We start from the raw sequence: 25,127 nt of genomic DNA, 5'->3' as shown, positions 1-25,127 counted from the left end.
AATGTGAGGGGCCAGGCGACGCGATAAACCAATGGCACAGCAACGCGCGTCGCCCAGCCCTGGGGAGCACGTTGCGGCCAAAGGTCTCGCCTGGCGATTCCGCTTGCAGCGGACGCTGTCCACACCATGAGGCTTTAGCGCCTCAAGTTTGTTGACGTGGACTTCCGAGCATTGCGCCCGGAATGGCTACTCCCCAATGACAACGGGCGCGAGTCTATCACGGGGTCAAGCGGCTTTCTATCGCGCGTTTGCGGGGAGGCAGCCTGATGCGCCGCCGCGTTTCTCCTGCCTGGATTCAGTCCGCTCGCCCCGCGCGCAGGTCACTCTTGCGGATGAGCTGCAGCAGCGTTTCCGCAGGCTTGGTGAGCCGCCGTGCCGACAGCGTGATGAACTCGATTGCCGGCAGGGGCGGCAGGGTATCGACATTGACGGGCGGCACCAATCCTCCGCCGCTCAGGTCTTGCGCACGCACCGTAATGCCCAGGCCGCCGCGTGCAGCAGCAATGCAGCCCGAGTGGCTGCTGCTGGTGCACACCACGCGCCAGAGCCAGCCTGCCGCAGCCAATGTGTCCATCACCACCGAGCGGGTCACGCTCGGCTCATTGACGAGGATGAGCGGCAGCGGCTGTCCCACATCGACCACGGTGCCGGGCCGCGCCAGCCATTCGAGCTGACCCCGGAACAGCGGCACACCACGCCGCCCGCCTTCGCGGCGCTTGCCAATGATCAGGTCGAGCGAGCCATCTTCGATGCCCTCATAAAGCTTGCTGGTCATCCCCATCGTGATCTCGAGCTCGACGTCCGGGTGCGTGGCACGGAACGCCGCCAGCAGATTGGGCAAGGGCCCGGAGGCCAGGTCTTCCGATGTTCCCAGCCGAACGCGCCCCTGCAGCCGCGGCGCGCTGAACTGCAGCTCGGCGCGCGCCAGCGATTCGAGGATCAGCCTTGCGTGGACGAGCAATGCCTCGCCATCGGGCGTCAGCGACAGGGAGTGGGTGTCGCGCACAAACAGCCGCCGGTTGACGCTCTGTTCCAGGCGGCGGATGTGATCGCTGACCGACGATTGCGACAGGCCAAGCTGCCGCCCGGCATCGGTGAAGCTGCGTGCCGCGGCCACTGTGGCGAAGGTCTGAATCCATACGGGATTGAGCATGGCGCATTGTCATCGGATTTTCCGATGACAGTCAACGACTCCAGAGGGGTTCCCGATTGGCCAACCGTGCGTAGCATTGCGGGTGTTGTCCGGAACGTTCTGGGCAGGGTCACCCAGGATTGCGCATGCACACCGCTTCTTCCTCCGCCGCCAAACAGGATGTGTCTCACAAGGCCATGCTGTGGATCGTCTTTGCCGGCTTCTTCATGCAGGCGCTGGACACGACGATCGTCAATACCGCGCTGCCCTCGATGGCGCGCAGCCTGGGCGAGAAACCGCTCGACCTCAAATCGGTGGTGGTGGCCTACACGCTGACCATGGCGCTGCTGACGCCGGCATCGGGTTGGCTGGCCGACAAGTTCGGCACGCGGCGCGTGTATTTCAGCGCCATCCTGATCTTCGTTCTCGGCTCGGTGTTCTGCGCCACGGCGCACACGCTGCCGCAACTCGTCATCGCCCGTGTTTTGCAGGGCATTGGGGGTTCCATGCTGCTGCCGGTCGGCCGGCTCGCGGTGTTGCGCAATATCCCGGGCGAGCAGTACATCGCGGCGCTGGCTTTCGTGTCGGTGGCGGGGCAGGTGGGGCCACTCCTGGGGCCGGCCCTGGGCGGATGGCTCGTGCAGGATGCCTCTTGGCACTGGATCTTCCTGATCAATGTGCCGGTCGGCCTGGTGGGCCTGTTTGCGGTGCGACGCTATCTGCCGCAGGACGCATCGAGCGTGGTGCCGCCGTTCGACTGGATCGGCTGCGGCCTGCTGTCGATGTGCATGGTGACGTTTTCACTGGCGTTGGAGAACGGCGCGGATAGCCCGTGGAGTGCGCTGCTCGTTGCCGTCAGCCTCGTCAGCGCGTTGCTCTATCTCCCGCATGCAAGGCGGCGTGCGTCTCCGTTGTTCCGGCTATCGCTGTTTCGCGAGCCCAACTTCAGTGTTGGCCTGGTCGGCAACCTCTTCTGCCGGATTGGTTCGGGCGCCGTGCCATTCCTGCTGCCGCTGCTGTTTCAGTTGCAGCTTGGCTATTCGCCGCTGCATTCGGGGTTGCTGCTGTTGCCGATCGCCATTGCGGGCATGGTCGCCAAGCGCTGGGTCGTGCCCCTCGTGAACCGATTCGGCTACGACGGATTCCTGCTGATCAACACGTGGATCGTCGGCGTATCCATTGCCTCGTTTGCGGCCATGTCGCCGGGTTGGCCGCTGGCGCTGTCGATCCTGCAACTGTCGATTTTCGGGTGGGCGAATTCGATGCAGTTTGCCGCCATGAACAGCATCACGCTCAAAGGCTTGTCCCATCAGGACGCTGGCAGCGGCAACAGCTTGTTCTCCATGGTGCAGATGCTGGCGATCGGCCTGGGCGTGACGATTGGCGGCGGGCTCGTCAGCCTTTTTTCGGTCAAGCTCGGCGTGGCCGCACCGGCCTACCAACTCGCCTTCCTCACCATGGGGCTGGTGACGGTGTTGTCCGCGTTCATCTTCCGTCGGCTGGACGCCAAACCGTTCCATCCTGAGCGCGCCGAGCCCGAGGCCGCGCAAGCACGCTAGTGCAGTTGATTAACCAACCCCGCAGTCACGCAGGCCTCCGAACTGGCTGTGCCGATACTCAACGCGGGCAGCTATCCGCTTGCGCCGTGGGGCTTTTCTGCTGCAACAGTTGCGCAACCTCCGGGTGCCCATAGCAGCGTGCGTAGGCAAGTGCAGTGAAGCCCGCGGGGGAGTTGGCGCCAGACCGATAAAGAAATCCAGGCGCATGTTATTCAGTTCTGCCCGATTTTCCGGGCGGGCAAGATCGCGGAAAGCTAGCCAGTCATCCTGGCTGAGATTTACGGTGGCGATCCTTGCCTGCGTGAATACGGTAGAAAATGGCGTTACTCAAACGCTCTTCGATCAGGTAATAGCGTGCGATTGAGCGCGGTGAGTGTATGACAGGGCTTGCGCGCTCCGGCTCAGCATAAAAAAAGGGGGCCTAAGCCCCCTTTCTTCCTGTCGCGGTGTATTACCCGTTCAGGGCAGCATCCTTGACCTTTTTCAGGGCACGGACTTTCACGCGCACCGACGCCGGCTTGGCTTCGAACCACTGCTCCAGACCGGTGAAGGGGTTCTTGCCGAAGCGGCGCTTGGTTGCCGGAACCTTCACGGACGTCACCTTGAACAGGCCCGGCAGCGTGAACTCGCCGGCGCCCTTCTTGTGCAGTGCGCCTGTGATGGTGTTTTCCAGATGCAGCAGAACCGCTTTCACCGCCTTGGCGTCAACCTGTGCCTGTTCGGCCAGATGGCTCACCAGGCTCGATTTGGTGAACGTGTCCTTCAACGGCTTGACCGATGCCGTGGTGGCGGCAGGCTTCTTTGCCGGCGCGGCCTTCTTCGGTGCTGCTTTCTTTGCTGCTGTTTTAGCTTTGGTTGCCATAGGAGTATTCAGAAGTAGGTGAATGGGCCAGCAAGGTTTTAGCGTATCGCACCGCGCGATACGCTGCAAGAAAGGATAGCAAAACTGGCGCGGATCGAATGTAGAAATCACGGGTGATGAGCGCAGCCGACTTGCTCGCGAGGCCTTCCACCAAGGGGTTTTCCATCCGCAGCGCACGTAGCGCCATCGCCCACACTTTGGCCGAGACCAAACCGTTCCCGCTAGGGAAACGCCCCGGCCCGATCTACGATCCCCTGCGTTGAGACACCAGCGGCGAGGCAATTCAGGTGCAAAAGACCGACATATCTGCGACCGGCAATCTGAACGGGCTGGCCTTGCTGCTTGTTCTATCAAGCTTGTGGGGCGCGTCGTACACGTTCATCCGGATCGGCGTGGAGAGCATTCCGCCGCTGACGTTCATCGCGGCACGGACGCTGATTGCAGGTGCGCTGCTACTGCTGTGGATGCGGTGGCGTCGCATTCAGATGCCGCGCGATCGGGCTGTCTGGGTGCGCTTTGGTGTGCAGGCGCTGCTCAACAGCGTGATTCCGTTCACGCTCATCGCGTGGGCGGAGCGCTCCGTGGGGGCGGGCTTGGCCACAATCCTGAACTCAACGTCGCCCGTGATGGTGTTCCTGGGGACGGCGCTGATCACCCGGCACGAGCCGGTGTCCTGGCGCAAGCTCGTGGGCGTCATCGCCGGGTTTGTCGGGACATGCATGGTGATTGGCCCGAGCGCCATCGATGGGCTGGGTGGCCAGCTCATCCCGCAGTTGGCGATCGTGGCGGCGACGGCTTGCTATGCCGGCGCCGCCATCTACGGCCGATCTTTCAAGGGGCTGAATCCCGCCGCACCTGCGGCAGGGTCGTTGATCGTGGGTGCGCTGCTGCTGACCCCCGTCAGCCTGATAGTCGATCGGCCTTGGGAGATTCACCCGTCCGCGCGCTCGTTGATGGCATTGGTTGCACTGGCGGCATTTTCGACGGCGCTGGCGTTTGTCATCTACTTTCGGCTGATTCAGGTGCTGGGGGCGATTGGCACCACGGCGCAAGCCTATCTGCGGGTGCCGATTGGCGTTGGGATCAGCGTGGCTTTCCTGGGGGAGTCGCTGGCGCCGTCGGCCTGGCTGGGGCTGGGGTGCGTCGTCGTGGGGGTTGCAGCGATGTCGATGCCTGCACGCCTGACGCCAGCGCAGCGGACGTAGGCCGCAGGTCGGGCCGTGGCTGTACGGCGCAATCTGAATCCGCTCACCGCCGCCACTTGGCCGGCCGCTTCTCCAGAAACGCGTCAATCCCTTCGCCGGCATCCTCTTCCATCATGTTGCGGGCTATGACATCGCCAGCGTAGGCATACGCATCGTCCAGTGCCATCTGCCGCTGCCGATAGAACATCGCTTTGCCATAGCGGATGGCGGCGGGGCTCTTTGACAGGATGTCGGCCACCTTACGTGCCACGGCCTCGTCAAGCGCCGCATCGGGCACGGCCTCGTTGATGAGGCCCCAGTCGGCAGCCGTGGCCGCGTCGATGAAGCGGCCCGTCACCAGCATGTCGAACGCGCGCTTGGCCGAGACGTTGCGCGACAACGCCACGGCGGGCGTTGAGCAGAACAGGCCGACGTTGATGCCTGAGACAGCAAACCGTGCCGCGTCGGATGCAATCGCCAGGTCGCAACTGGCAACGAGCTGGCAGCCCGCTGCGGTGGCAATGCCATGCACCCGCGCGATGACCGGCACCGGCAGGGCCTGGATGGCCTGCATCACCACGCTGCAGCGGGCAAACAGCGCCTGGTAGTAGGCAAGCTGCGGTGTGCCGCGCATTTCGCGCAAATCATGCCCGGCGCAAAACGCCTTGCCTGCAGCGGCCAGCACCACGCAGCGCACGCTGTCGTCTGCCGCAACGTTGTCCAGGGCAAGCTGCAATGCGTCCAGCATGGCTTCGGACAGCGCGTTGAATTGCAGTGGGCGGTTCAGCGTGAGGGTGACGACGCCCTCGTGCGCTTCGCGCAGCACAAGCGCGTCCGTTGTTGTGGAATGGGATTCCATGAGTGCACCTCCTACAAGGGGAGTGAACACCGAAGTGTGCCACTCCGCAACCGCGCGGTGCCTGTACGGCGCAGAGAAATGCCTGGAGACGCTGCGGCCGGTGCTGCCTTCAGGTCAGTACAGTGTGTACAAGAAGTTGATTGCGTCCAGCCAGGAGCAGGGCCGCATGCAGCGCGCATGAGTTGTGTTGCAGGGACTGTGCACTGCCTCTTGTTGCGCATAACGTTGATACGGCGCCATTAGCGGCGCCATAACGTCATCGACGTTGAAAGCGGGCACGCGACGTAGCCGTTCACCTTGGATCAACGGGAGGTGGTGTTATGCCACCGGCGCATGACTTCATCGTTTTATCTTCGTTCAGCCCGGCGTGGCGCTGTCACAGACTTTCTTGCTGCTGTTCACCCACAACAACCACAAGGAAGCAAGATGACCTCGCAGTTCTCTCCTCGATTGCCTGCCGCGCTGGCACGTTCCCTTCGCGTGGCGGGTCTTGTCGCGCTGTTTGCCGCATTGGTGGTGCCGGCTCAAGCAGCCTCGCCCCTAGCGACTGCCGATCAGGTTGCGCTCGACGCACTGGCCGTGCAGATCAACCGGACCAACGGCTACCCGGTGCTCAAGGCGGAGGCGAAGGCCGCCTACGCCTTGGCTTACGGCGGCAACGTCAGCGCTGAAGCGGCAAGCCGTCTGGACAACGCCATCGACGAGTTGGCATTCAGCGCCATCCAGAAATCGGTCAACGGCGATCCATTCAACCCCAAGGTGTACTGGGTGGATGCGCCGCCGCGCAACTGGCCCGGCGTGAGCGTGCCGGGCGGGCGCTACTCCTATGACAACCCGGACAACATCTATCGCACCATCCCGATCGATGGCTCGTCGCGTTACGTCATCAAGGGCAAGCGCACCTACCCGGGCCCGACCGATGTCACGTTCTCGCTCATCAGCAATCCGAACTCGCAGCAGACCGTGGCCATTCTCACGGGCCAGGACCTGGTGGTGAATGCCGACGGCACGTACACCATCACGGTGGACAACACACCGGCCAATGGCCGCGTGAACCATATCCAGTCCAACGGGCAGGCGCGGCAACTGTTCATTCGCAACAACCTTGGCAACTGGAATACCGAAACGCCCGACACGCTGAGCGTGCAGCGCGTGGCGGACGGCCGCAGCTATCCGGCCAAGGGTGCTTTTGCCATTGCGGCCGATGCGTGGATCAATCTGCAGGAGTCGATTCTTGACTACGGCGTGGGTGCGCTGGGCCTCAAGACGCATACCAACCCGGTGAACACGCTGTCCAGCCCGTCGATCTCGTCCACGCTGGGCACGCTCACCACGCAGGCCAGTTCGTTCGGCTACTTCAAGCTGGCAGACGACGAGGCGCTGGTGGCAACCGTGCAGACGGGTGGGGCAGGGTACGTAGTCTTTCCGGTGACGGACCCATGGCTTGTCACGGTCGACCCGATCCGCCATCAGTCCAGCCTGAACAACGTGCAGGCAGCGCCCAACACGGATGGCAGCTACACCTTTGTGGTGTCGACCCAGGACCCGGGTGTGGCCAACTGGATTGATCCGGTGGGGCTGCATGAAGGCACCATCATGGTCCGCTGGCAGAACCTGCCGGCCACCAAACCGCTGGCAGGCGGGCCGTCCGTCCAGACCCAGGTGGTGAAGCTGAGCAACCTTGCAAATGTGCTGCCGGTCGGTACGCGCTATGTGAGCGCTGCCCAGCGCGCCCAGCAACTGACAGATCGGGCTGCGGGGTATGCGCGCCGCGTTGCCATCCAGTAACCAGACGAAGAGGGGCGGCTGCAGGCACGCCCCTCCCTTTGCTTCTCCTGCTATAGGGGGCGTTCCGCAGCGTTGCCCCCCCGTGCTTTCCAGGCCGGCTGATCCGCCTCGATCGTAAGCGTTACCTCCCTCCACAGATCAGCCATACCGCAGCCCTGGGGCGAGTCCCGATATGCGGCCCTCGCATACCCCGTCATCGAAATTTGTCGCTTCCCGGGTGGATTCGCGCGCCGACACAATGGCCGCGCATATCCCTCTTGATCTTGGACGTGACATCGCAATGACTTCCTCCACCCAAAAGCAGCTCTATATCGGCGAAGGCTTTGAAGGCCCCGGCGTCAATCTCGCGCATATCAACGTGCTGGTTGGTCCGCGCAATGGCCCTGCGGGCCAGGCGTTTTCCACCGCACTGGCAACCCCGTCGGCTGGCCATGCGCCGTTCGTCATCATTGCGCAGCCGGGCGTGCCGACCAAGCCGCTCACGCTGTACGTGAACAAGGCCCCGATCGAGAGCGACTTCCACGGCAATGCCACCTGGGGTGCCTCGCAGGCCGGTATCGCCAAGGCGGTGGCTGAAGCGCTGGAAAACGGCACGCTGCCGCCGGAAGCGGAGAACGACTGGGTGGTCGTGTCGGCCAACTGGGTGAACCCCAAGACCGACGATCTCGACGCCGTGTTCGAGAACAACTACAAGGCCTGCCGCAACGCGATCGTTGCCGCCATGGAAGGTCTGCCGCGCAAGGAAGCCGTGTTTGCCGCCGCGCGTGACGTCTCCAACCCGTTCTACACCCCGAAGAAGGGCTGAGGAGACCCAAGATGGAATACGTCCGCCTGGGCCAATCTGGCCTGAAGGTGTCGCGCCTGTGTCTGGGCACGATGAACATGGGCACGCCGCAGTGGAAGCCGTGGATCTTTGATGAGGCGCAAAGCGAGCCCATCGTGCGTCACGCGCTGGAAGCCGGCGTCAACTTCATCGACCTGGCTGACTTCTACTCGACGGGTGTCGGCGAAGAGGTTGTCGGCCGCATCCTGAAGCGCCTCGCGCGCCGTGAAGAGCTGGTCGTGACCACCAAGGTTGGCTACGACATGGGCAACTACCCCAACGCGGGTGGCCATTCGCGCAAGCACATCCTCGATGGCATTGATGCGTCGCTCAGGCGGCTCGACATGGACTATGTCGATGTCTACATGCTGCATTTCTTCGACGTGAACACGCCTGTTGAGGAAACCATGCGCGCGATGCACGACGTTGTCGAGGCCGGCAAGGCCCGCTACCTCGGTGTGTCGACCATGTACACGTGGCAGTTCGCCAAGATCATGCAGGTGTGCGAGCGCAACGGCTGGCACAAGCCGATCAATATGCAGCTCCAGCTCAACCTCGCCTACCGCGAAGAAGAGCGCGAGATGGTGCCGTACTGCATCGACCAGGGGGTTGGTGTGTCGGTGTTCAGCCCGCTGGCGCGCGGCCTGCTGACGTGCGAGCCGAAATCGACCCGCAACCAGACTGACTTCTTTACCGCGCAGATGTATGGCGATCCGGCGTCGCTGGCGATTGCGGAATCGGTGGCGAGGGTCGCGAAGCGCCGGGGCGTGGCGCCTGCACAGATCGCGCAAGCGTGGGTGCTGAACCATCAGGGTATCGACAGCATGCTGGTGGGGGCAGATTCGGTTGAGCAGTTCAACAGCGCACTCGGTGCACTGGGCACCCAGCTCACTGAGGAAGAACTGTTCGAGCTGGAGCGCAACTACACGCCTTGCGATCTCATCAATGACTACACCGCCGGTCGCCGCATCGCGCGCGAGTCGCGTCCGGCGCAAGGCGTTTTTGCAGCACAGCCGCTGTTGGAAGGAGTTGAAACGGCATGAGCGAATTTCTCAAGACTGGCCACTACATTGGTGGCGAATGGTACGAGCCGCAGGGCGGTGCAGCCACCTACGCGGTGCTGAACCCCGCAACGGGCGAAGCCATTGCGCAGGTTGCCAAGGGTGGCGCTGCCGAAACCCAACAGGCCATTGATGCCGCTGAGCGCGCACTACCGGCCTGGCGCGCACTCACCGCCAAGGAGCGCGGCGCACGGGTCAAGCGCTGGGGCGGACTGATGCTTGAACACCGCGATGCACTGGCTGAGCTGATGTCGCGCGAGCAAGGCAAGCCGCTGTCAGAAGCCAAGGGCGAAGTCGCGTATGCCGCGAGCTTTCTGGAGTGGTTTGCCGAAGAAGCCAAGCGCATGTACGGCGACGTGATCCCCAGCCCGAAGCCGAACGCGCAGATCGTCGTCACGCGTGAGCCGATTGGTGTGGTGGCGGCCATCACGCCGTGGAACTTCCCGCTGGCGATGATCACGCGCAAGGCGGGTCCCGCGCTGGCGGCCGGTTGCACGATGGTGCTCAAGCCGTCGGAAGAGACGCCGCTGTCGGCATTTGCGCTGGCCGTGCTGGCCGAGCGCGCAGGCGTGCCGGCTGGCGTGTTCAACGTTGTGTCGGGTGACGCGGTGGCCATCGGTGCGGTGCTTACCGGGTCGGAGGTCGTGCGCAAACTTTCGTTCACGGGCTCGACACGCGTGGGCAAGCTGCTTGCCAAGCAGTCGGCCGATACGCTGAAGAAGCTGTCGCTGGAGCTGGGTGGCAACGCGCCGTTTATCGTGTTTGATGATGCCGACCTGGATGCAGCGGTGGAAGGCGCCATGGCTTCCAAGTTCCGCAACACCGGGCAGACCTGCGTGTGCGTGAATCGCTTCCTAGTGCAAGACGGTGTGTACGACGCGTTCACGCAAAAGCTGGCAGCGGCGGTCAAGAAGCTGCGCGTGGGCAATGCGCTCACGGGCGACGTCGAGCAGGGGCCGTTGATCAACGCGGCGGCACTCGCCAAGGTGGAAGCGCACGTTGCCGACGCAACAGCCAAGGGCGCTGCGGTGGTCACTGGCGGCAAGCGCCACGCGCTTGGCGGTACGTTCTACGAGCCGACTGTGCTGGCCGGCATGACGCGTGACATGCTGATCGCGGAAGAGGAAACCTTCGGCCCCGTCGCCGCGTGCTTCCGCTTTGAGACCGAGGAAGAGGCGATTGCCGTCGCCAATGACACCCCTTTTGGCCTGTCCGCGTACTTTTACACGCGTGACCTCGGTCGCGCATGGCGTGTCTCGGGCGCGTTGGAAAGCGGGATGGTGGGTGTCAACGACGGCATCATTTCGACCGAAGTCGCCCCCTTCGGCGGCGTGAAGCAATCCGGCCTAGGCCGCGAAGGCTCGAAGTACGGCATCGACGAGTACGTCGAGCTCAAGTACACGCTGATGGCCGGTCTCGGCCGCTAAGTCGCTCCCCCAGCGATTGCGCCGCGCACCTCGTCAGGCTGCGCGGCGCGCCTTTCCCCTCGCCGAGGCGTCTCACGCCCGCGCATCACTCATAAAAATTCAGGAGGAGCCATGAGCCATTCGAATGCTCAGTATGTGGCTGACGGCACCATGCCGCAGCCGTCCACGGTTGAACGCCTGCAAGGTCGGGTCAACCTCGACGATGTTCCGCTGAACCGCTTTCATATCAAGATCGCCGGCCTCACGTTCGGTGCGCACCTGACCGAAGGCTACGTGCTGGGGACCGTTGGTTATGCGCTCAGCGCCATGGGCAACCAGATGCCGCTCGATCCGTTCTGGATGGGGATGCTTGGCAGCTCCGCGTTGATCGGCATCTTCTTGGGCAGCCTCCTGTTTGGCCGTCTGTCCGACATCATGGGCCGTCAGAAGATCTTCCTGACGAGCTTCCTGATCATCACCGTCGCTTCGGCAGCGCAGTTCTTCGTGACGTCACCGATGGAGCTGTTCCTGCTGCGTATCCTGATTGGTATCGGGATGGGCGGTGACTTTTCGGTTGGCCATGCGATTTTGGCGGAGTTCTCGCCACGCAAGCATCGTGGGGTCTTGCTGGGTTCGTTCAGCGTGATCTGGACCGTGGGCTACGTCATCGCCAACGTGCTCGGCATGGTCTACGCGCACGCCACGCCGGATTCCTGGCGCTGGCTGCTGGCCTCGGCTGCATTGCCTGCCGCAATCATCCTGTTCCTGCGCATGGGCACGCCTGAGTCCCCGCGCTGGTTGGCCGGTAAGGGACGCATGAAGGAAGCGCGCGCGATTGTTGCCAAGTTCTTCGGCCCGAACGTCGTGCTGGACGGCGCGGCCGAACCGCACGCTAACGTGGGTTTCGGGCGACTGTTTCAGCCGGATCTGATTCGCCGCACGCTCTTCAACTGCGTGTTCTTCATGTGCCTGGTGATCCCGTACTTCGCGATCTACACGTTCTTGCCGACGATCCTCTGGACGATCGGACTGTCGCAAGGGTTTGGCACGGATCTGCTGCTCAATGCTTTCCTCGTACTCGGCGCACTGGTCGGCATCTGGCTCACGATCGTGTTGTCGCGACGTGGCTTTCTGATCGGCTCATTTGCGGTGACCTGCGTGTCGCTTCTGGTGCTGGCGCTGCTGCCGTCCACGGCATCGGTCGGCATGATTATCGCGTTCGCAATCTTCACGCTCACGATGTCGGCGTTCAGCAACTTGGTTGGCGTGTTTCCTCCCGAGTGCTTCCCGACGGAAGTGCGGGCAAGCGGCGTGGGTCTCTCTGTTGCGTGCAGTCGGCTGGGGTCTGCGGTGGGCACGTTCCTGCTGCCGGTCAGTATTACGACGCTGGGGTTCCAGGCAACGATGTTCGCGCTTGCCGGGGTGCTGTTGGTCGGGATGATCGTGTCGATTGCGTGGGCGCCGGAGACAAAGCATCTGACGCTCAACCAGGCGGCGGGTCACTGAGACACTCCGGCAAACAACAAGCTGGGCGGGGCGCCTGCCAGTCAGGTGCGCTCCGCCACTTGCTCCCGCAACCACGCAGCAAATGCACGTACGTGTTCGGCCGCTACGTTGGCTGGCGCAACATCCAGCCAGTAGCCGAACGGGCCGACCACCTGCGCGGGCGACAGCCGCACCAGCGTGCCGTCACCGATCTCCTCTTCGATCATGTTGAGATCGACGATGGCGAGCCCCGCACCCTTGCGCGCGGCGTGGATCGCCTGCTCGAGTGTCGAAAATTCGATGCCATCGCTAACCCGTGTGTAGGGGATGCCGGCTTGGGCGCACCAGTCGACCCACATCGTCAGGCGTTTGCCCTCATGCAATACATGCAATGGCGACAGCTTGCCAAACAGCGTGTCGAGTGGTTCGCCCGAAAACCTCGGCGCACCCACCAAGGCATGCCGCTCCATCATCAGTAGTTCTGAATGCATGTCTGGCAGCGCGGCGCGTCCGAAACGGATGCGGCAATCGCAGTCGTCCGACGCATCGGTGCGGATCGACAGTTCAACATCCGGCTGCGCCTCAGAGAGCGTGCCCAGCCGTGGCGAGAACCACTGTGTCGCAAGCGTGGGCGGCAGCGATACCGTAAGGCGGCGCTTCGTTTTCGGAGGCGCTGCGGCCACCTCTCCAACGCCGCGCTCGATGGCGTTGAACGCCTGCTCGACAAACGGCAGAAGGCGCTGACCAGCTTCGGTCAAGTTGACGCCTTTGTGGTCACGCTCAAAAAGCTGCGCGCCGAGCGCGTCTTCCAGCAGGCGGATCTGCCGGCTGACCGCGCTTTGCGTAACGAACAGTGAAGCCGCCGCGCGGCTGAAGCTGAGGTGACGCGCGGTCTCCTCGAAGAATCGCAGCGCGATCAGCGATGGTAGGCGTCGCATGGTGTCGGTGTCCTCTGGTTCGTCGATGCCGGCTCCGCTGGTTTGCGGGAAGTCAAACTATGTCACAACGCCCAGGCACGTTTTCGACGTCGACGCGGCGAGACGTTATGCGCTTCGTCGCTTGTCGACATTCGGATACGTCCGAATTTTTCGGTGTCGCATGATTGGCGATTCTTGCTGTGGTTTCGCGCATCGCCTTGTGTGGCGCGCGCTTGCGGCAGATCGGTGGATACAGCATGAGTTTTTCGCATACCCGCTGTAACAATAAGTCGTTTGTCGGGCTCTGAACGGCTGAACAGAATGCGCTCCTGTCCTGTGATGCGTGATCGCTCATGCGGCGATTCGCGCTTCCGTCCGAAGGAGCCTCTTCATGCGTACCGAGCGCAACTATGTGAATGGCCGGTTTGCCGATGCGCAAAGCGATGCAGTCATCGTTGTCCATAATCCCGCCACCGAAGCACCGTTTGCACGCGTGTCGGCGGCGACGGCCGATGAGGCAGTTGCCGCTGTCGAGGCAGCGGCCGCCGCGCAGAAGCCCTGGCGCAAGCTGCCGAGCACCGAGCGCGCTGCTTACCTGCACAAGCTCGCCGACGCGCTGACGGCGCGTGCTCCCGAGATTGGCGCAGCGCTCGCGCAGGAGTCGGGCAAGAGCCTGGAAGACGCTTCAAACGAAGCCATCTACGCCGGTCAGATCACGCGCTATCACGCCGAGTGGGCACGCCGGATCGAGGGCGAGGTGATCCCCAGCGATACGCCGGACGAAAACCTCTTCCTGCAACGCGATCCCATCGGTGTCGTGGCGTGCCTGATCCCGTTCAACTATCCCGTCTATACGCTGCTGCGAAAGATTGCCCCCGCGCTGATTACGGGCAACACCGTGGTGGTTCGGCCCAGCAACAACACGCCCGTTTCGGCTTTCGAAATTGCAAAGGCGGTTGAGGATGCCGGCTTTCCGCCGGGTGTCGTCAACATTCTGGCGATGGATCACGCCACGGCCGAGGTGCTATGCACCCACGCGGCGGTCGGCATGATCACGCTCACGGGCAGCGTGAATGCGGGCCGCAAGGTGCTCGACTACTGCAAGGTGAACATTGCCAAGCCGTCGCTGGAGCTTGGCGGCAAGACGCCTGCCATCGTTGAGCCGGATACAGATCTGGAAGCGGTGGCCGCTGCGCTTGTCGCGGCCAAGGTCGCACATTGCGGTCAACGTTGCACGGCCATCGAGCGCGTGTACGTGCATGAGAGCGTCCACGACCGCTTTGTCGCCCTGCTCAAGGAGCAGATGGCCGCCGTGCGCATCGGTGACCGCGCGGTCGATCCGTCGTGCATGGGGCCCCAGGTGAGCGCATCGGCGCGCGCCGGCATTCACGCGATGGTCGAAGGTGCCATTGCCGACGGTGCAACGCTGGAGACCGGCGGAAAGCTGCCCGATGGCCCCGGCTTCTTTTACCCGGCCACGCTGCTGACCAACTGCCGTCAGGACATGGAGATCGTTCAGGAAGAGACCTTCGGTCCGATTCTGGCCGTGCTGCGCTACTCCAACATCGACGAAGCCATTGCCTTGGCCAACGACCACCAGTTCGGCCTGGCATCGGTGCTCTACACCGAGAACTACCGCACCGCCCTGAAGGTGGCCAATGCCATCGAAGCGGGCGAGCTGTACGTCAACCGCACACCGGCCGATCCGTACCAGGGTTACCACGCCGGCTGGAAGCGCTCCGGCCTTGGCGGCGACGACGGCAAGCACGGGATGCTCGAGTTCACGCAAACACGGCTGGTGGTCATGAAGTACTGACCGGCTGGCCGTACCGCGCCGTGTTTTCGCAGTCTGTTGCGCGGCACGCCGTTTTCCCCAAAAAGAACAATTGGAACAGCGGACACGCTTTCCTCGGAGACCACCCAAATGACGACCTCCACCTCGGCGGCGCAAGCTGCGTCGCGCTCTGCCGGTGACGCGCAGCAGTCCGCACGCACGCAACGCTACATCCAGCTGGCGCTTGTCGTGCTGGCAGCCGGCACGATCTACCCGATGCTGTATCTGCGGCAGTACTACGGGCCGACGATGCAGGCGTTCTTTGGCATCAACGACATACAGCTCGGCCAGTTGTACTCCACGCTGGGCTTGGTATTCGTTGCGTGCTACATCCCCAGCGGCTGGCTGGCAGACCGCGTCGCGCCGCGCATCCTGATCAGCTTCTCGCTGTATCTCACGGGCGCGCTCGGGTTCCTGTATTCGACGGCGCCGGCGTTTCCGGTGCTGATGGTGATCTTCGGCTGCTGGGGTGTGTCCACTGGCCTCACGTTCTGGTCGGCCGTCATCAAGCGCGTGAATTCGATCGCCACCGACAGTGAGCGCGGACGTTTCTTCGGCATGCTCGATGGCGGTCGCGGCTTGGTCGAGGCATCACTGGCCTTCATCGCCGTCTCGGTGTTTGCTTATTTCACACGCAATCACTCGGAGTTCGAAGGCTTCCGCGTGGTGCTGCTGATGTATTCCACCTTGTGCATGGTGATTGCGACCGTTCTGGCCTTCATCAAGGACAAGCGGTCGGGCGCTGTGCCCGCGGCACCCAAAGCCAAAGCGCGCAAGGGCAGCACGCTGGACGACCTGAAGACCCTGGCCAAGATTCCGGACCTGTGGATTCTCGCGGCGGTGGTGTTCTGCGGCTATCAACTGTTTTGGTCCACCTACAACTTTGCCGCCTATCTGCGGGTGGGCGATTTCGGCCTGGCCGCCACGGTGACCGGCTTCATCACCATGGCAAAGATGTGGACGCGTCCGGTTGCCGGCATTGGCGGTGGCTACCTGGCGGACAAGTTGTCGCGCGAGGGCGTGCTGGCCGGTGTGCTGGTGTGCGGTAGCGCAGCCCTGGCCACCCTGGCGCTGATGCCTGCGGGGGCTCCGCTGGTCGCGCTGGTGGGTCTCGTACTGTTTGTGGGGCTGATGGCGTACGGTGTGCGCGGCTTGTACTGGGCGCTGCTCGACAAGTGCAAGGTGCCCGAGCATTGCACGGGCCTGGCCATTGGCCTGGTTTCGATGATCGGCTATTCGCCCGACATCTTTCTGCCGCTGCTCAGCGGGCATCTCACGACCAAGTATCCGCATGGCCTGGGTTACCGCTATTTCTTCTTCTACATCGTGGCGGTGGCGCTGTGTGGCGCGTTTGGTGCGCTGGTGTTGAAGCGTCGCTTTGGCCGTCAGGCGAAGCGGGCATAAGGACGTAGAGGCGTTCCAAGCCATGCAGACGCAATCGACTCAGGCAGGTTCCGTCGCGTTGTCGACCGACGCGCGCGCTTCGCGTAACGCACGCACGCAGCGTTATGTGCAGCTGATGTTGCTGGTGATCGCTGCCGGTGCGATCTACCCGATGCTGTATCTGCGGCAGGTCTACCAGTCGACGATGCTGGCGTTCTTCCACATCGACGATGTGCAACTGGGCTATCTGTATTCGTCGCTCGGCACGATTTTCCTGTTGAGCTACCTGCCCAGCGGCTGGCTGGCAGACCGCCTGCCGCCGCGCTGGTTGATCTGCTTTTCGCTGCTGGCGACGGGCGCGCTCGGCCTGCTGTACGCAACCGGGCCGTCGTTCGCGGTGCTGGTGGTGATCTTTGGTGCCTGGGGCCTGAGCACGGGGCTGACGTTCTGGGCCGCGGTCATCAAGCGCGTGAACATGATTGCCGGCCCGGATGAGCAGGGGCGCTTCTTTGGTTTGCTCGATGGTGGGCGTGGACTGATCGAGGCGCTGCTCGCCACCATTGCGATTGCGTTGTTCGCCTATGTCACGCAAACACGTGGCGACTCGGATATCGAGGGCTTCAAGCGCGTCGTCCACCTGTATGCGTTCTGCTGTATTGCGCTGGGTGCGCTGCTTGCGCTGGTGAAGGACGGTCAGCCTGCCGCGCAGCGCGGTGCCGAGGTTGCCAGGGCCAAGCGTGGGAGCGTGCTGGCTGATCTGAAAACGCTCGCCGCCATTCCTGAGTTGTGGCTGGTCGTCGCCATCGTGTTCTGCGGCTATCAGGTGTTCTGGGCAACCTACAGTTTCTCGGCCTATCTGCACGAAGGCGGCTTTGGGCTGAGCGCTACCGCAGCGGGCGCCATCGCGACGCTCAAGCTGTGGATGCGCCCGATTGGCGGCATTGGCGGTGGTTGGCTGGGCGATCGCACATCCAAGGCGTCGGTGTTGTTCTGGGCGCTGGTGCTTGCGGCGGTATCGCTGGTCGGGCTGATCTTCGCGCCGACCCATAGCCCCGCAGCCATGCTGGTGGTGCTGGTGCTGTTCATCGGCATCCTGACCTACGCGGTGCGCGGGCTGTACTGGTCGCTGCTGGATGACTGCAAGGTGCCGCCGCATTGTGCCGGCCTTGCCATTGGCCTGATCTCGGTACTGGGCTATGCGCCCGACGTGTTCCTTCCGCTCATCAATGGCTACATCACGCAGACCTTTGCCGGCGCGCGTGGCTATCAACTGTTCTTCGGCTACATCGCCGCCGTTGCCCTGCTGGGTGCGGGCGCAGCAGCCATCCTCAAACAACGCTTGAACCGCAAGAAGGAAACGCCATGAAAGTCGTCTCGCTTGAAACACACGTCGTTGCTGTTCCGCCACCGCATGTGGGTGGCATGTACTGGCTGTTCGTCAAGATCAAGACTGACGACGGCATCGAGGGCGTGGGCGAAATCTACTCCGCAACGTTCCACCCCAAAGCCATGGTGCCGATCATCGAAGATGTGTTCGAGCGCTATCTGCTGAACCAGGACCCGCATCACACCGAGCGCCTGTTCCGCCAGTGCTATTCGAGCGGTTTCACGCAGCGCCCCGACCTCACGATGATGGGCGTGGTCAGCGGCCTGGAGATGGCTTGCTGGGACATCATCGGCAAGGCTGCGGGCAAGCCGGTGCATGAACTGCTGGGCGGCAAGGTGAACGAGCGTCTGCGTTCGTACACCTATCTGTACCCGAAGAACGCGCAGGGCGAGTACGACTACGACGATCCGGATCTCGCTGCGGAATGCGCGCTGGAGAACGTCAGGCTTGGCTTCACCGCCGTGAAGTTCGACCCGGCCGGTCCGTACACCGCTTACTCCGGTCATCAGCTGTCGATGGAAGTGCTCGACCGCTGCGAGCTGTTCTGCCGCCGCGTGCGTGAAGCGGTTGGCAGCAAGGCCGACCTGCTGTTCGGCACGCACGGGCAGATGGTGCCGTCGTCGGCCATCCGCCTGGCCAAGCGGTTGGAGAAATATGACCCGCTGTGGTTTGAAGAACCGGTGCCGCCGGGTCAGGAAGAGGCCATGGCGACGATCGCGCAGCACACGTCGATCCCCATCGCCACGGGCGAACGCCTGACCACGAAGTACGAATTCCACAAGCTGCTGCAAGCGGGCGGCGCGTCAATTCTTCAACTGAACGTTGCGCGCGTCGGCGGTCTGCTCGAAGCCAAGAAGATCGCCACGCTGGCGGAAGTGCACTACGCACAGATTGCGCCGCACCTGTACAACGGCCCAGTGGGCGCCGCTGCGAGCATCCAGCTTGCCGCCTGCACGCCGAACTTCCTGATCCAGGAAAGCATCATGACGTGGGGTGGCTTTCACGCAGAAGTCGTCAAGACGCCGATCCGCTGGGAAGACGGCTACATCATCCCGTCCAACGAACCCGGTTTGGGCATCGAGCTGAACATGGACGTGGTGCGCGCGCATTCGCCGTACACAGGACAGCGCCTGCATCTGCAGATGGGCGAGAAGCCCGTTGACGTGAAGGACCTGGCACCCGCCAAGGGCTGATTGCGCGACGAGGGCGGCATGACTTACGACTACATCATCGTCGGCGCGGGTTCGGCCGGCTGCATTCTGGCGAACCGGCTGAGTGAGTCCGGCAAGTATTCGGTACTGCTGATCGAGGCCGGTGAGCGCGATGCCTCGTTCTGGTTCAAGGTGCCGGTCGGCTTTACCAAGACCTACTACAACCGCCAGTACAACTGGATGTACTACAGCGAACCGGAGGCGGAACTGAGCGGGCGCAAGCTCTACTGCCCGCGCGGCAAGGTGGTGGGCGGCTCCGGTTCGATCAACGCGATGGTGTACGTGCGTGGTCAGCGCAGCGACTTTGACGACTGGGCGGCAGCCGGTAACCCGGGCTGGTCATTCGACGATGTGCTGCCTTACTTCCGCAAGCTTGAATCGCACGCGGCTGCCGCAACCGATCCAGAGCATCACGGCGCAGCCGGGCCGATTCACATCACGTCGATGAAGGCGGATGTGCACCCGATCGTCCACGAATTCCTGAAGGGCTGCGAGCAGCTGAATCTGCCGCGTACGCACGACTTCAACGGTGCGCAGTTCGAGGGCGCTGGCATCTACGACCTGAACACGAAGAATGGTGAGCGTTGCTCCAGCAGCTTCGCGTATCTGCGCCCTGCGGAAAGCCGATCGAACCTGACCGTGCGCTCCGGCACCCTGGTGCGACGTGTGCAGTTTGACGGCAAGCGCGCCGTTGGCGTGGTCGTGGCAGGCCCCAACGGCGATGAGCTCATCGGTGCGTCGCGCGAGGTGATTCTTGCTGCGGGCGCGGTCGATACTCCCAAGCTGCTGCAGTTGTCCGGCGTAGGGGATCCGACCTTGCTCAGGCGTCATCAGGTGCCGGTCGTGCAGGCGTTGCCGGCCGTTGGACGCAACCTGCAGGACCACCTGTGCGTGAGCTTCTACTTCAAGGCGAATCGCCCCACGTTGAACGACGAGATGGGCACGCTGCTTGGCAAGATGAAGATCGGCCTGCGCTACCTGTCGACCAAGCGCGGCCCGCTGGCGATGAGCGTGAACCAGGCGGGCGGCTTCTTCCGTGGTGCGCCGGATGTGCAAGCGCCGAACATCCAGCTCTACTTCAACCCGCTGTCGTACCGGATTCCGAAGAGCGAGCACGCAAGCATCGAACCGGAGCCGTACTCGGGGTTTCTGATTGCGTTCAATCCGTGCCGGCCGACGAGCCGTGGCGCGATCGAGATCGCCTCAAACCGCGCAGAGGATGCGGCAAAGATCCACATCAACGCGCTCACGACACAGAAGGACCTCGACGAGGCTGTGCAGGGCAGCAAGGTGATTCGATCGCTGATGTGCGCACCGGCCCTGAAAGCGATGACGGTGGAAGAGATTTCACCGGGGCCGCAGATGCAGTCCGATGAGGATCTGCTGCAGTACTTCCGCGAGCAATCCGGCTCGATCTATCACCTGTGCGGTTCCTGCGCGATGGGCCCGGATGCGGCCACGTCGGTCGTCGACGCGTCGTTGCGCGTGCATGGTCTGGTTGGTCTGCGGGTGGTCGACGCGTCGGTGTTTCCGAACATCACGTCCGGCAACATCAACGCGCCAACCATGATGGTGGCGGAGAAGGGCGCGGACCTGATTCTCGCGGCGGCATCGAGCCACGCTGGAGGCCAGTGCGCTGCCGCGGATCAGGCGACGGAGCCTGTGCTGGCGTAACCCACAAACACTCACGGTGAAAGTCTCGCGCAAATCAGAACACTCTGATGGCGAGAGGCAGAAGCCCGTGTCAAGTTGTGGCCCGCCCAGCGATGCGGGCATCGTCGCCCGCATCGCTGGGCGGGTCATTTGCATGGTGGTGCTTCGCCACTGATTCAAACCAATTACAACAATACTCACATCAGGGAGCCTTACAGAATGAAGAGACACGCAATTGCATTTGCCGTGTTGGGAACGTGTGCGGGTGCAGCCGCTGCGCAGAGCAGCGTGACGCTGTACGGCGTGATCGACCAGGGCATCAACTACACCAATAACTCCGGCGGCAATAGCCTTGTTGAGATGGCGAGTGGCCACGTGCAGGGCAGCCGTTTTGGCCTGCGTGGCAGCGAAGATCTTGGCGGCGGCACGAAGGCGATTTTCCAACTGGAGAACGGCTTCTCTGCAGACACCGGCCGCCTGGGTCAGGGCGGGCGCATGTTCGGGCGTCAGGCGTATGTGGGCCTGAGTAACAACCAGCTGGGTACGGTCACACTGGGCCGCCAATACGACTCGGTGGTGGACTACTTTGCCGGCACGACGGCCAACGGCAACTGGGCGGGCTGGCAGTTTGCTCACCCGCTGGATAACGACAACACCGACAACTCGTTCCGCCTGGATAACACCATCAAATATGCAAGCCCGGTGTTTGGTGGCTTCCAGTTTGGCGGCGCGTATGCATTCAGTGAAGACGCTTCGTTCTCCAACAATCGCGTCTATAGCTTCGGTGGCAAGTACGCCAACGGCGGCCTGGTGATTGGTACGGGCTACATGGTCGGCAACAACATCGGGCAAACCGATGGCGGCGCCCTCGCAGCGAACGACGTCGGAGCCTTCGCCGCGAAGAAGATGCGCGTGTTTGGCGCGGGCATCAACTACACGACCGGCCCGACGACGGTTGGCTTTGCCTACTCCAACTCGAACTACAACACCCCCACGGGCAGCGGATACCTGGGCTCGGCACCGGGTGCCATCGCCGCAGCGGGCGTGACGGTCGATGCGGTCAAGTACCACAACTTTGAAGTCAGCGGAAAGTACCAGATCACGCCGGCATTCTTCCTGGGCGGGCAGTATGTGCTGTCGCTCATGAAGTACGACGCATCGACGGGCCGCGCAGTGCAGAGAATCCACACCGTGGGTCTGATGGCGGACTACAACTTCTCCAAGCGTACGGATGTCTATCTGCAAACGTCGTATCAGCATGTTGCGGGCGGCAAGACCGACTCGCTGCTTGACGGCGGGTACGTGCTCACAGCACGGGCGCCGTCTTCCACTGCCAACCAGGCGGTTGTGCGTCTGGCCTTGCGCCATAAGTTCTAAGGCCTAGCGGCGTGCTGGCCCCGTGCATGGGGCTAGGTTGACCGTTTGCCCCTCCTGCAGCCCGCCCACCGGCGAAACCACGGTGGGCGGGCTGTTGCCTATGTGCGGTGGAAAGCATCGCCACAGCCCAGCGCACTTGGCGCACAATATCGCTCTTGGCGCATCCAGCGCCCCCTCGCACCCCATGGAGACGGTATGAACAACGTTGTCGAGTCGACCCTTTCGATCGAACAGAACCCGAACCCCGTGCCCGCCGCCGAGCGTGCTCGCCTGCTGGAGAGCCCGGCTTTCGGCCGCGTGTTCACCGACCACATGGCCACCATCCGCTACACCGAAGGCAAAGGCTGGCACGACGCGAAGGTGGGCGCGCGCGGTGTGATCCCGACGGATCCGGCGACGCAGGTATTGCACTACGCGCAGGAAATTTTTGAGGGCATGAAGGCGTATCGGCTGCCGGATGGCGGCGGTGCATTGTTCCGACCCGACGCCAATGCACGCCGCTTCCAGAACTCCGCCAAGCGCCTGGCAATGCCCGCGCTGCCGGAAGATCTGTTCCTGCAATCCGTGCGCGAACTCGTGAAGCTGGACCGCGAATGGATTCCGTCGGGCGAGGGTTCCGCGCTGTATCTGCGGCCGTTCATGATTGCCACCGAGGTTGCACTGGGCGTCAAGCCCGCGGCTGAATATCTGTATTGCGTGATCGCCTGCCCGGTGGGCGCGTACTTCAAGGGCGGCGCGTCGGCTGCCGTCACGATCTGGGTGTCGGACACCTACACGCGCGCCGCACCCGGCGGTACGGGCGATGCCAAGTGCGGCGGGAACTATGCGGCCAGCCTGCTCGCACAGGCCGAAGCCACGCGCGAAGGCTGCGACCAGGTGGTCTTCCTCGATGCGGTGGAGCGCCGCTGGATTGAAGAACTCGGCGGCATGAACGTGTTCTTCGTCTTTGAAGATGGCTCGCTGCAGACGCCCCCGTTGACCGGCACGATTCTGCCGGGCATCACCCGCGATTCGCTGATCACCCTGGCGCGCGACATGGGCCTGACCGTGCGTGAAGAGCCGTATTCCATCGACCAATGGCAGGCCGACGCCCAGAGCGGTCGCTTGCGTGAAGCCTTTGCGTGCGGTACCGCCGCCGTGGTCACGCCCATCGGCAAAGTGAAGGGCCACAAGCACAACTTCACCATCGGCGACGGCGGTGCCGGCGTGCTGACCACCAAACTGAAGGCTGCACTGGTCGAACTGCAGAACGGCCGCGCACCGGACCCGCACAGCTGGCTCGACCGCGTGTTCTGAACCCGGCGCTCGGATATGACGGAGTCGCTTTCCCTGGACGCAGCCGAGACGTGGGTCACCACCGTCAACGGCCGTCTCTATGCCAAGCGTTGGGGCGGCACGGCGGATGACGCCGCGCTGCCGCCCATCGTGCTGCTGCATGATTCGCTCGGCTGCGTTGCGCTGTGGCGCGAGTTTCCGCAGCGCCTGGCGCAGGCAACCGGGCGCGCGGTGATTGCCTATGACCGGCTCGGTTTCGGCCAGTCGGATCCGCACCGGGGCCCGATCGGGGCGGATTTCATCCGCCAGGAGGCCCATACCGGTTTTTCCGCCCTGATTGACCAGTTTGGCGTGGGGCGTTTCATTGTCTTTGGCCACAGCGTGGGCGGCGGCATGGCGGTGTCGATTGCAGCCGCGTATCCGGACCGTTGCGCTGGGCTGATCACCGAGTCTGCGCAAGCCTTTGTTGAAGAGCAGACGCGCGCCGGCATCCGTACGGCCCAGGCCCAGTTTGCCGAGCCCGGTCAGATGTCACGCCTGGAGCGGTATCACGGTGACAAGGCGCCTTGGGTCTTGGATGCCTGGGTCAGCACGTGGTTGTCGCCCGCGTTTGCCGACTGGTGCCTGGATGAAGACCTGCTGGGTGTCCGCTGCCCGGTGCTCGCCATGCACGGCACGGAAGACGAGTATGGCTCGACCGCGCAGCCCGAGCGCATTGTGACCTTGGCCGGCGCACCGGCTCGGCTGGCGTTGCTGCAGCACTGCGGTCACGTGCCGCATCGGGAGCAGGAAGCCACGGTGCTGGATACCGTGAAGCCGTTCGTGGCGGCGTCCCGCTGATCCGCGATCGGCCATTTGGCGCTGCCCCATGGAACTCTACCAACTCAAGGCCGTACTCGCGGTTGCACGCACCGGTCAGCTCGCACGCGCGGCGGAGCAACTGCATCTGACACAGTCCGCCATCTCCAAGCAGATCAAGGGGCTGGAGGACGAGCTGGGCGTGCTGCTGTTCGACCGCACGCCCACCGGCATGACGGTCACCGCCGCGGGCCGGCGCTTGCTGCCGATTGCCGGGCGCGTGGTCGATGCCACGCAGGAGATGACGGCACTGGCGTCGTCGCTGCGCGGCAATGTCTCCGGTGTGCTGCGCCTGGGCACGATCATCGATCCGGAGTCGATCCGCCTGGGGCCGCTGCTGGCGGCGCTGCTGCAGTTCTATCCGCACATCGACGTGACGCTGGCACACGGCATTTCCGGCAGCGTGCTGCAGATGCTGCGTGATGGCCAGGTCGACACAGGCTTCTACCTGGGCACCTTGCACGACCCGGAGATCACCGTGCACCCGCTAGCCGTGGAGCACTACGTGGTGGTGGCGCCCGCCGCGTGGGAGGCGAAGCTGCGTGGGGCCAGCCTGCAGGAGCTTGCTGCCATGCCGTGGCTGGCGACGCCCGCTGGCAGCTCGCAGCACGGCATGGTCGCGCAGATGTTTGCCGAACGCGGTCTGTCGCACAACACCGTGGTCGAGGCCGATCAAGAAGCGTCGATGATCGAGCTGGTGCAGTCCGGTGTGGCCCTGGGGATCATGCGCGAGCGCCTGGCCGCCGGCATGGTGCAGAGCGGCCAGGCCGTCATCTGGGAGGGCGCCCGGCTGCCATGCCCGCTGTGTCTGCTGCATCGTCGTGCCAGTGCGGACAATCCTATGGTCCAGGCCCTGCTGGCGACCTTGCCGATGATCTGGCAGCCCGAGGCGGACGTCGCCTGAACCGGGTATCCCATCCTAGGGTTTGCCCGGGCAAGCGCCCCGCTTGTCAGCCGCAAAGCGTTGCCCCATCAGGGGTTGCCTGCGCGTTCAGGTGGTCTTGAAGATTCTCCAATAGGCGACTTGCGCGCCGCTCCGTAGACTGCCTCCAACCTGTTCATTCCGCTCGAGG

General features: G+C 63.4%; 20 protein-coding genes and 1 riboswitch. Of the genes, 16 read left to right on the top strand and 4 right to left on the bottom strand.

Going from position 1 to position 25,127, the window contains the following annotated elements; all coding sequences use genetic code 11:
* Nucleotides 1–5: 5 nt before the first annotated feature.
* Nucleotides 6–207: riboswitch (yybP-ykoY riboswitch) on the bottom strand.
* An 88-nt stretch (nt 208–295) separates the two neighbouring features.
* Complete coding sequence (locus tag F7R11_RS17560) at nt 296–1,153, bottom strand: LysR family transcriptional regulator (protein WP_021192788.1); 858 nt, start codon at nt 1,151–1,153, stop codon at nt 296–298.
* A 125-nt stretch (nt 1,154–1,278) separates the two neighbouring features.
* Between F7R11_RS17560 and mdtD the strand changes: the two genes are divergently transcribed.
* Entirely contained in the window at nt 1,279–2,691 is a 1,413-nt protein-coding gene (mdtD, locus tag F7R11_RS17555) for a multidrug transporter subunit MdtD (RefSeq protein ID WP_064806642.1), read from the top strand.
* Nucleotides 2,692–3,142: 451 nt separating this feature from the next.
* On the opposite strand, the gene F7R11_RS17550 is transcribed toward mdtD, so the two are convergent.
* Nucleotides 3,143–3,553 carry an HU family DNA-binding protein gene (locus F7R11_RS17550; protein WP_021192785.1) on the bottom strand — a complete coding sequence of 137 codons (411 nt, stop codon included), beginning with the start codon at nt 3,551–3,553 and terminating at the stop codon, nt 3,143–3,145.
* 287 nt (nt 3,554–3,840) lie between these two features.
* Between F7R11_RS17550 and F7R11_RS17545 the strand changes: the two genes are divergently transcribed.
* Nucleotides 3,841–4,758: a DMT family transporter gene (locus tag F7R11_RS17545; protein WP_064806644.1), complete on the top strand. Its 918-nt coding sequence runs from the start codon at nt 3,841–3,843 to the stop codon at nt 4,756–4,758.
* A 43-nt stretch (nt 4,759–4,801) separates the two neighbouring features.
* Here F7R11_RS17545 and F7R11_RS17540 read toward each other — a convergent pair whose 3' ends face one another.
* Nucleotides 4,802–5,596 (bottom strand): enoyl-CoA hydratase, encoded by a 795-nt coding sequence (locus F7R11_RS17540; RefSeq protein WP_064806646.1) that lies wholly within the window; start codon nt 5,594–5,596, stop codon nt 4,802–4,804.
* Between the two features lie 426 nt (nt 5,597–6,022).
* On the opposite strand from F7R11_RS17540, the gene F7R11_RS17535 reads away from it, so the two are divergent.
* The 5 genes from F7R11_RS17535 (at nt 6,023) to F7R11_RS17515 (ending at nt 12,180) form a co-directional block, all read left to right on the top strand.
* Nucleotides 6,023–7,384 (top strand): DUF1214 domain-containing protein, encoded by a 1,362-nt coding sequence (locus F7R11_RS17535; protein WP_064806648.1) that lies wholly within the window; start codon nt 6,023–6,025, stop codon nt 7,382–7,384.
* A gap of 280 nt (nt 7,385–7,664) precedes the next feature.
* A complete protein-coding gene (fae, locus tag F7R11_RS17530; protein ID WP_064806650.1) occupies nt 7,665–8,189 on the top strand; it encodes a formaldehyde-activating enzyme in 525 nt (174 codons plus the stop codon).
* Nucleotides 8,190–8,200: 11 nt separating this feature from the next.
* Nucleotides 8,201–9,250, top strand: coding sequence for an aldo/keto reductase (locus tag F7R11_RS17525; RefSeq protein WP_064806652.1), 1,050 nt, complete (start codon nt 8,201–8,203; stop codon nt 9,248–9,250).
* A complete protein-coding gene (locus F7R11_RS17520) occupies nt 9,247–10,695 on the top strand; it encodes an NAD-dependent succinate-semialdehyde dehydrogenase (RefSeq protein ID WP_064806655.1) in 1,449 nt (482 codons plus the stop codon). The genes F7R11_RS17525 and F7R11_RS17520 overlap by 4 nt, the downstream gene beginning before the upstream one ends.
* 150 nt (nt 10,696–10,845) lie before the next feature.
* Nucleotides 10,846–12,180, top strand: a complete 1,335-nt coding sequence (locus F7R11_RS17515) for an MFS transporter (protein ID WP_231973433.1) — start codon at nt 10,846–10,848, stop codon at nt 12,178–12,180.
* Between the two features lie 41 nt (nt 12,181–12,221).
* Here the strand turns inward: F7R11_RS17515 and F7R11_RS17510 are convergent, their stop codons facing one another.
* Nucleotides 12,222–13,097 (bottom strand): LysR substrate-binding domain-containing protein, encoded by an 876-nt coding sequence (locus tag F7R11_RS17510; RefSeq protein ID WP_064806657.1) that lies wholly within the window; start codon nt 13,095–13,097, stop codon nt 12,222–12,224.
* Nucleotides 13,098–13,467: 370 nt separating this feature from the next.
* Here F7R11_RS17510 and aldA point away from each other — a divergent pair, with 370 nt between their 5' ends.
* The 9 genes from aldA (at nt 13,468) to F7R11_RS17465 (ending at nt 24,958) form a co-directional block, all read left to right on the top strand.
* On the top strand, nt 13,468–14,892 hold the full coding sequence (aldA, locus tag F7R11_RS17505) for an aldehyde dehydrogenase (protein ID WP_064806660.1): 1,425 nt from the start codon (nt 13,468–13,470) through the stop codon (nt 14,890–14,892).
* A 108-nt stretch (nt 14,893–15,000) separates the two neighbouring features.
* Complete coding sequence (locus tag F7R11_RS17500; protein ID WP_064806662.1) at nt 15,001–16,314, top strand: MFS transporter; 1,314 nt, start codon at nt 15,001–15,003, stop codon at nt 16,312–16,314.
* Between the two features lie 22 nt (nt 16,315–16,336).
* Nucleotides 16,337–17,659, top strand: a complete 1,323-nt coding sequence (locus F7R11_RS17495; RefSeq protein ID WP_064806664.1) for an MFS transporter — start codon at nt 16,337–16,339, stop codon at nt 17,657–17,659.
* Nucleotides 17,656–18,873, top strand: a complete 1,218-nt coding sequence (locus F7R11_RS17490; RefSeq protein ID WP_064806666.1) for a mandelate racemase/muconate lactonizing enzyme family protein — start codon at nt 17,656–17,658, stop codon at nt 18,871–18,873. Before F7R11_RS17495 ends, F7R11_RS17490 begins: the two co-directional genes overlap by 4 nt.
* Before the next feature lie 18 nt (nt 18,874–18,891).
* Nucleotides 18,892–20,565, top strand: coding sequence for a GMC family oxidoreductase (locus F7R11_RS17485; RefSeq protein WP_064808999.1), 1,674 nt, complete (start codon nt 18,892–18,894; stop codon nt 20,563–20,565).
* 198 nt (nt 20,566–20,763) lie between these two features.
* Nucleotides 20,764–21,921: a porin gene (locus F7R11_RS17480; protein WP_064806668.1), complete on the top strand. Its 1,158-nt coding sequence runs from the start codon at nt 20,764–20,766 to the stop codon at nt 21,919–21,921.
* Between the two features lie 195 nt (nt 21,922–22,116).
* The gene (locus F7R11_RS17475; RefSeq protein WP_064806670.1) at nt 22,117–23,217 is read left to right on the top strand and encodes a branched-chain amino acid aminotransferase; all 1,101 of its coding nucleotides are present in this window, start codon (nt 22,117–22,119) and stop codon (nt 23,215–23,217) included.
* Nucleotides 23,218–23,232: 15 nt separating this feature from the next.
* The gene (locus F7R11_RS17470; protein ID WP_064806671.1) at nt 23,233–24,036 is read left to right on the top strand and encodes an alpha/beta fold hydrolase; all 804 of its coding nucleotides are present in this window, start codon (nt 23,233–23,235) and stop codon (nt 24,034–24,036) included.
* 28 nt (nt 24,037–24,064) lie between these two features.
* Nucleotides 24,065–24,958: a LysR family transcriptional regulator gene (locus F7R11_RS17465; RefSeq protein WP_064806673.1), complete on the top strand. Its 894-nt coding sequence runs from the start codon at nt 24,065–24,067 to the stop codon at nt 24,956–24,958.
* Nucleotides 24,959–25,127 lie beyond the last annotated feature (169 nt).

The organism is Ralstonia insidiosa (assembly GCF_008801405.1).
Taxonomy (GTDB): domain Bacteria; phylum Pseudomonadota; class Gammaproteobacteria; order Burkholderiales; family Burkholderiaceae; genus Ralstonia; species Ralstonia insidiosa.
The sequence above is the reverse complement of the archived record's forward strand: the minus strand, read 5'-3'. Positions and strand labels throughout refer to the sequence as shown.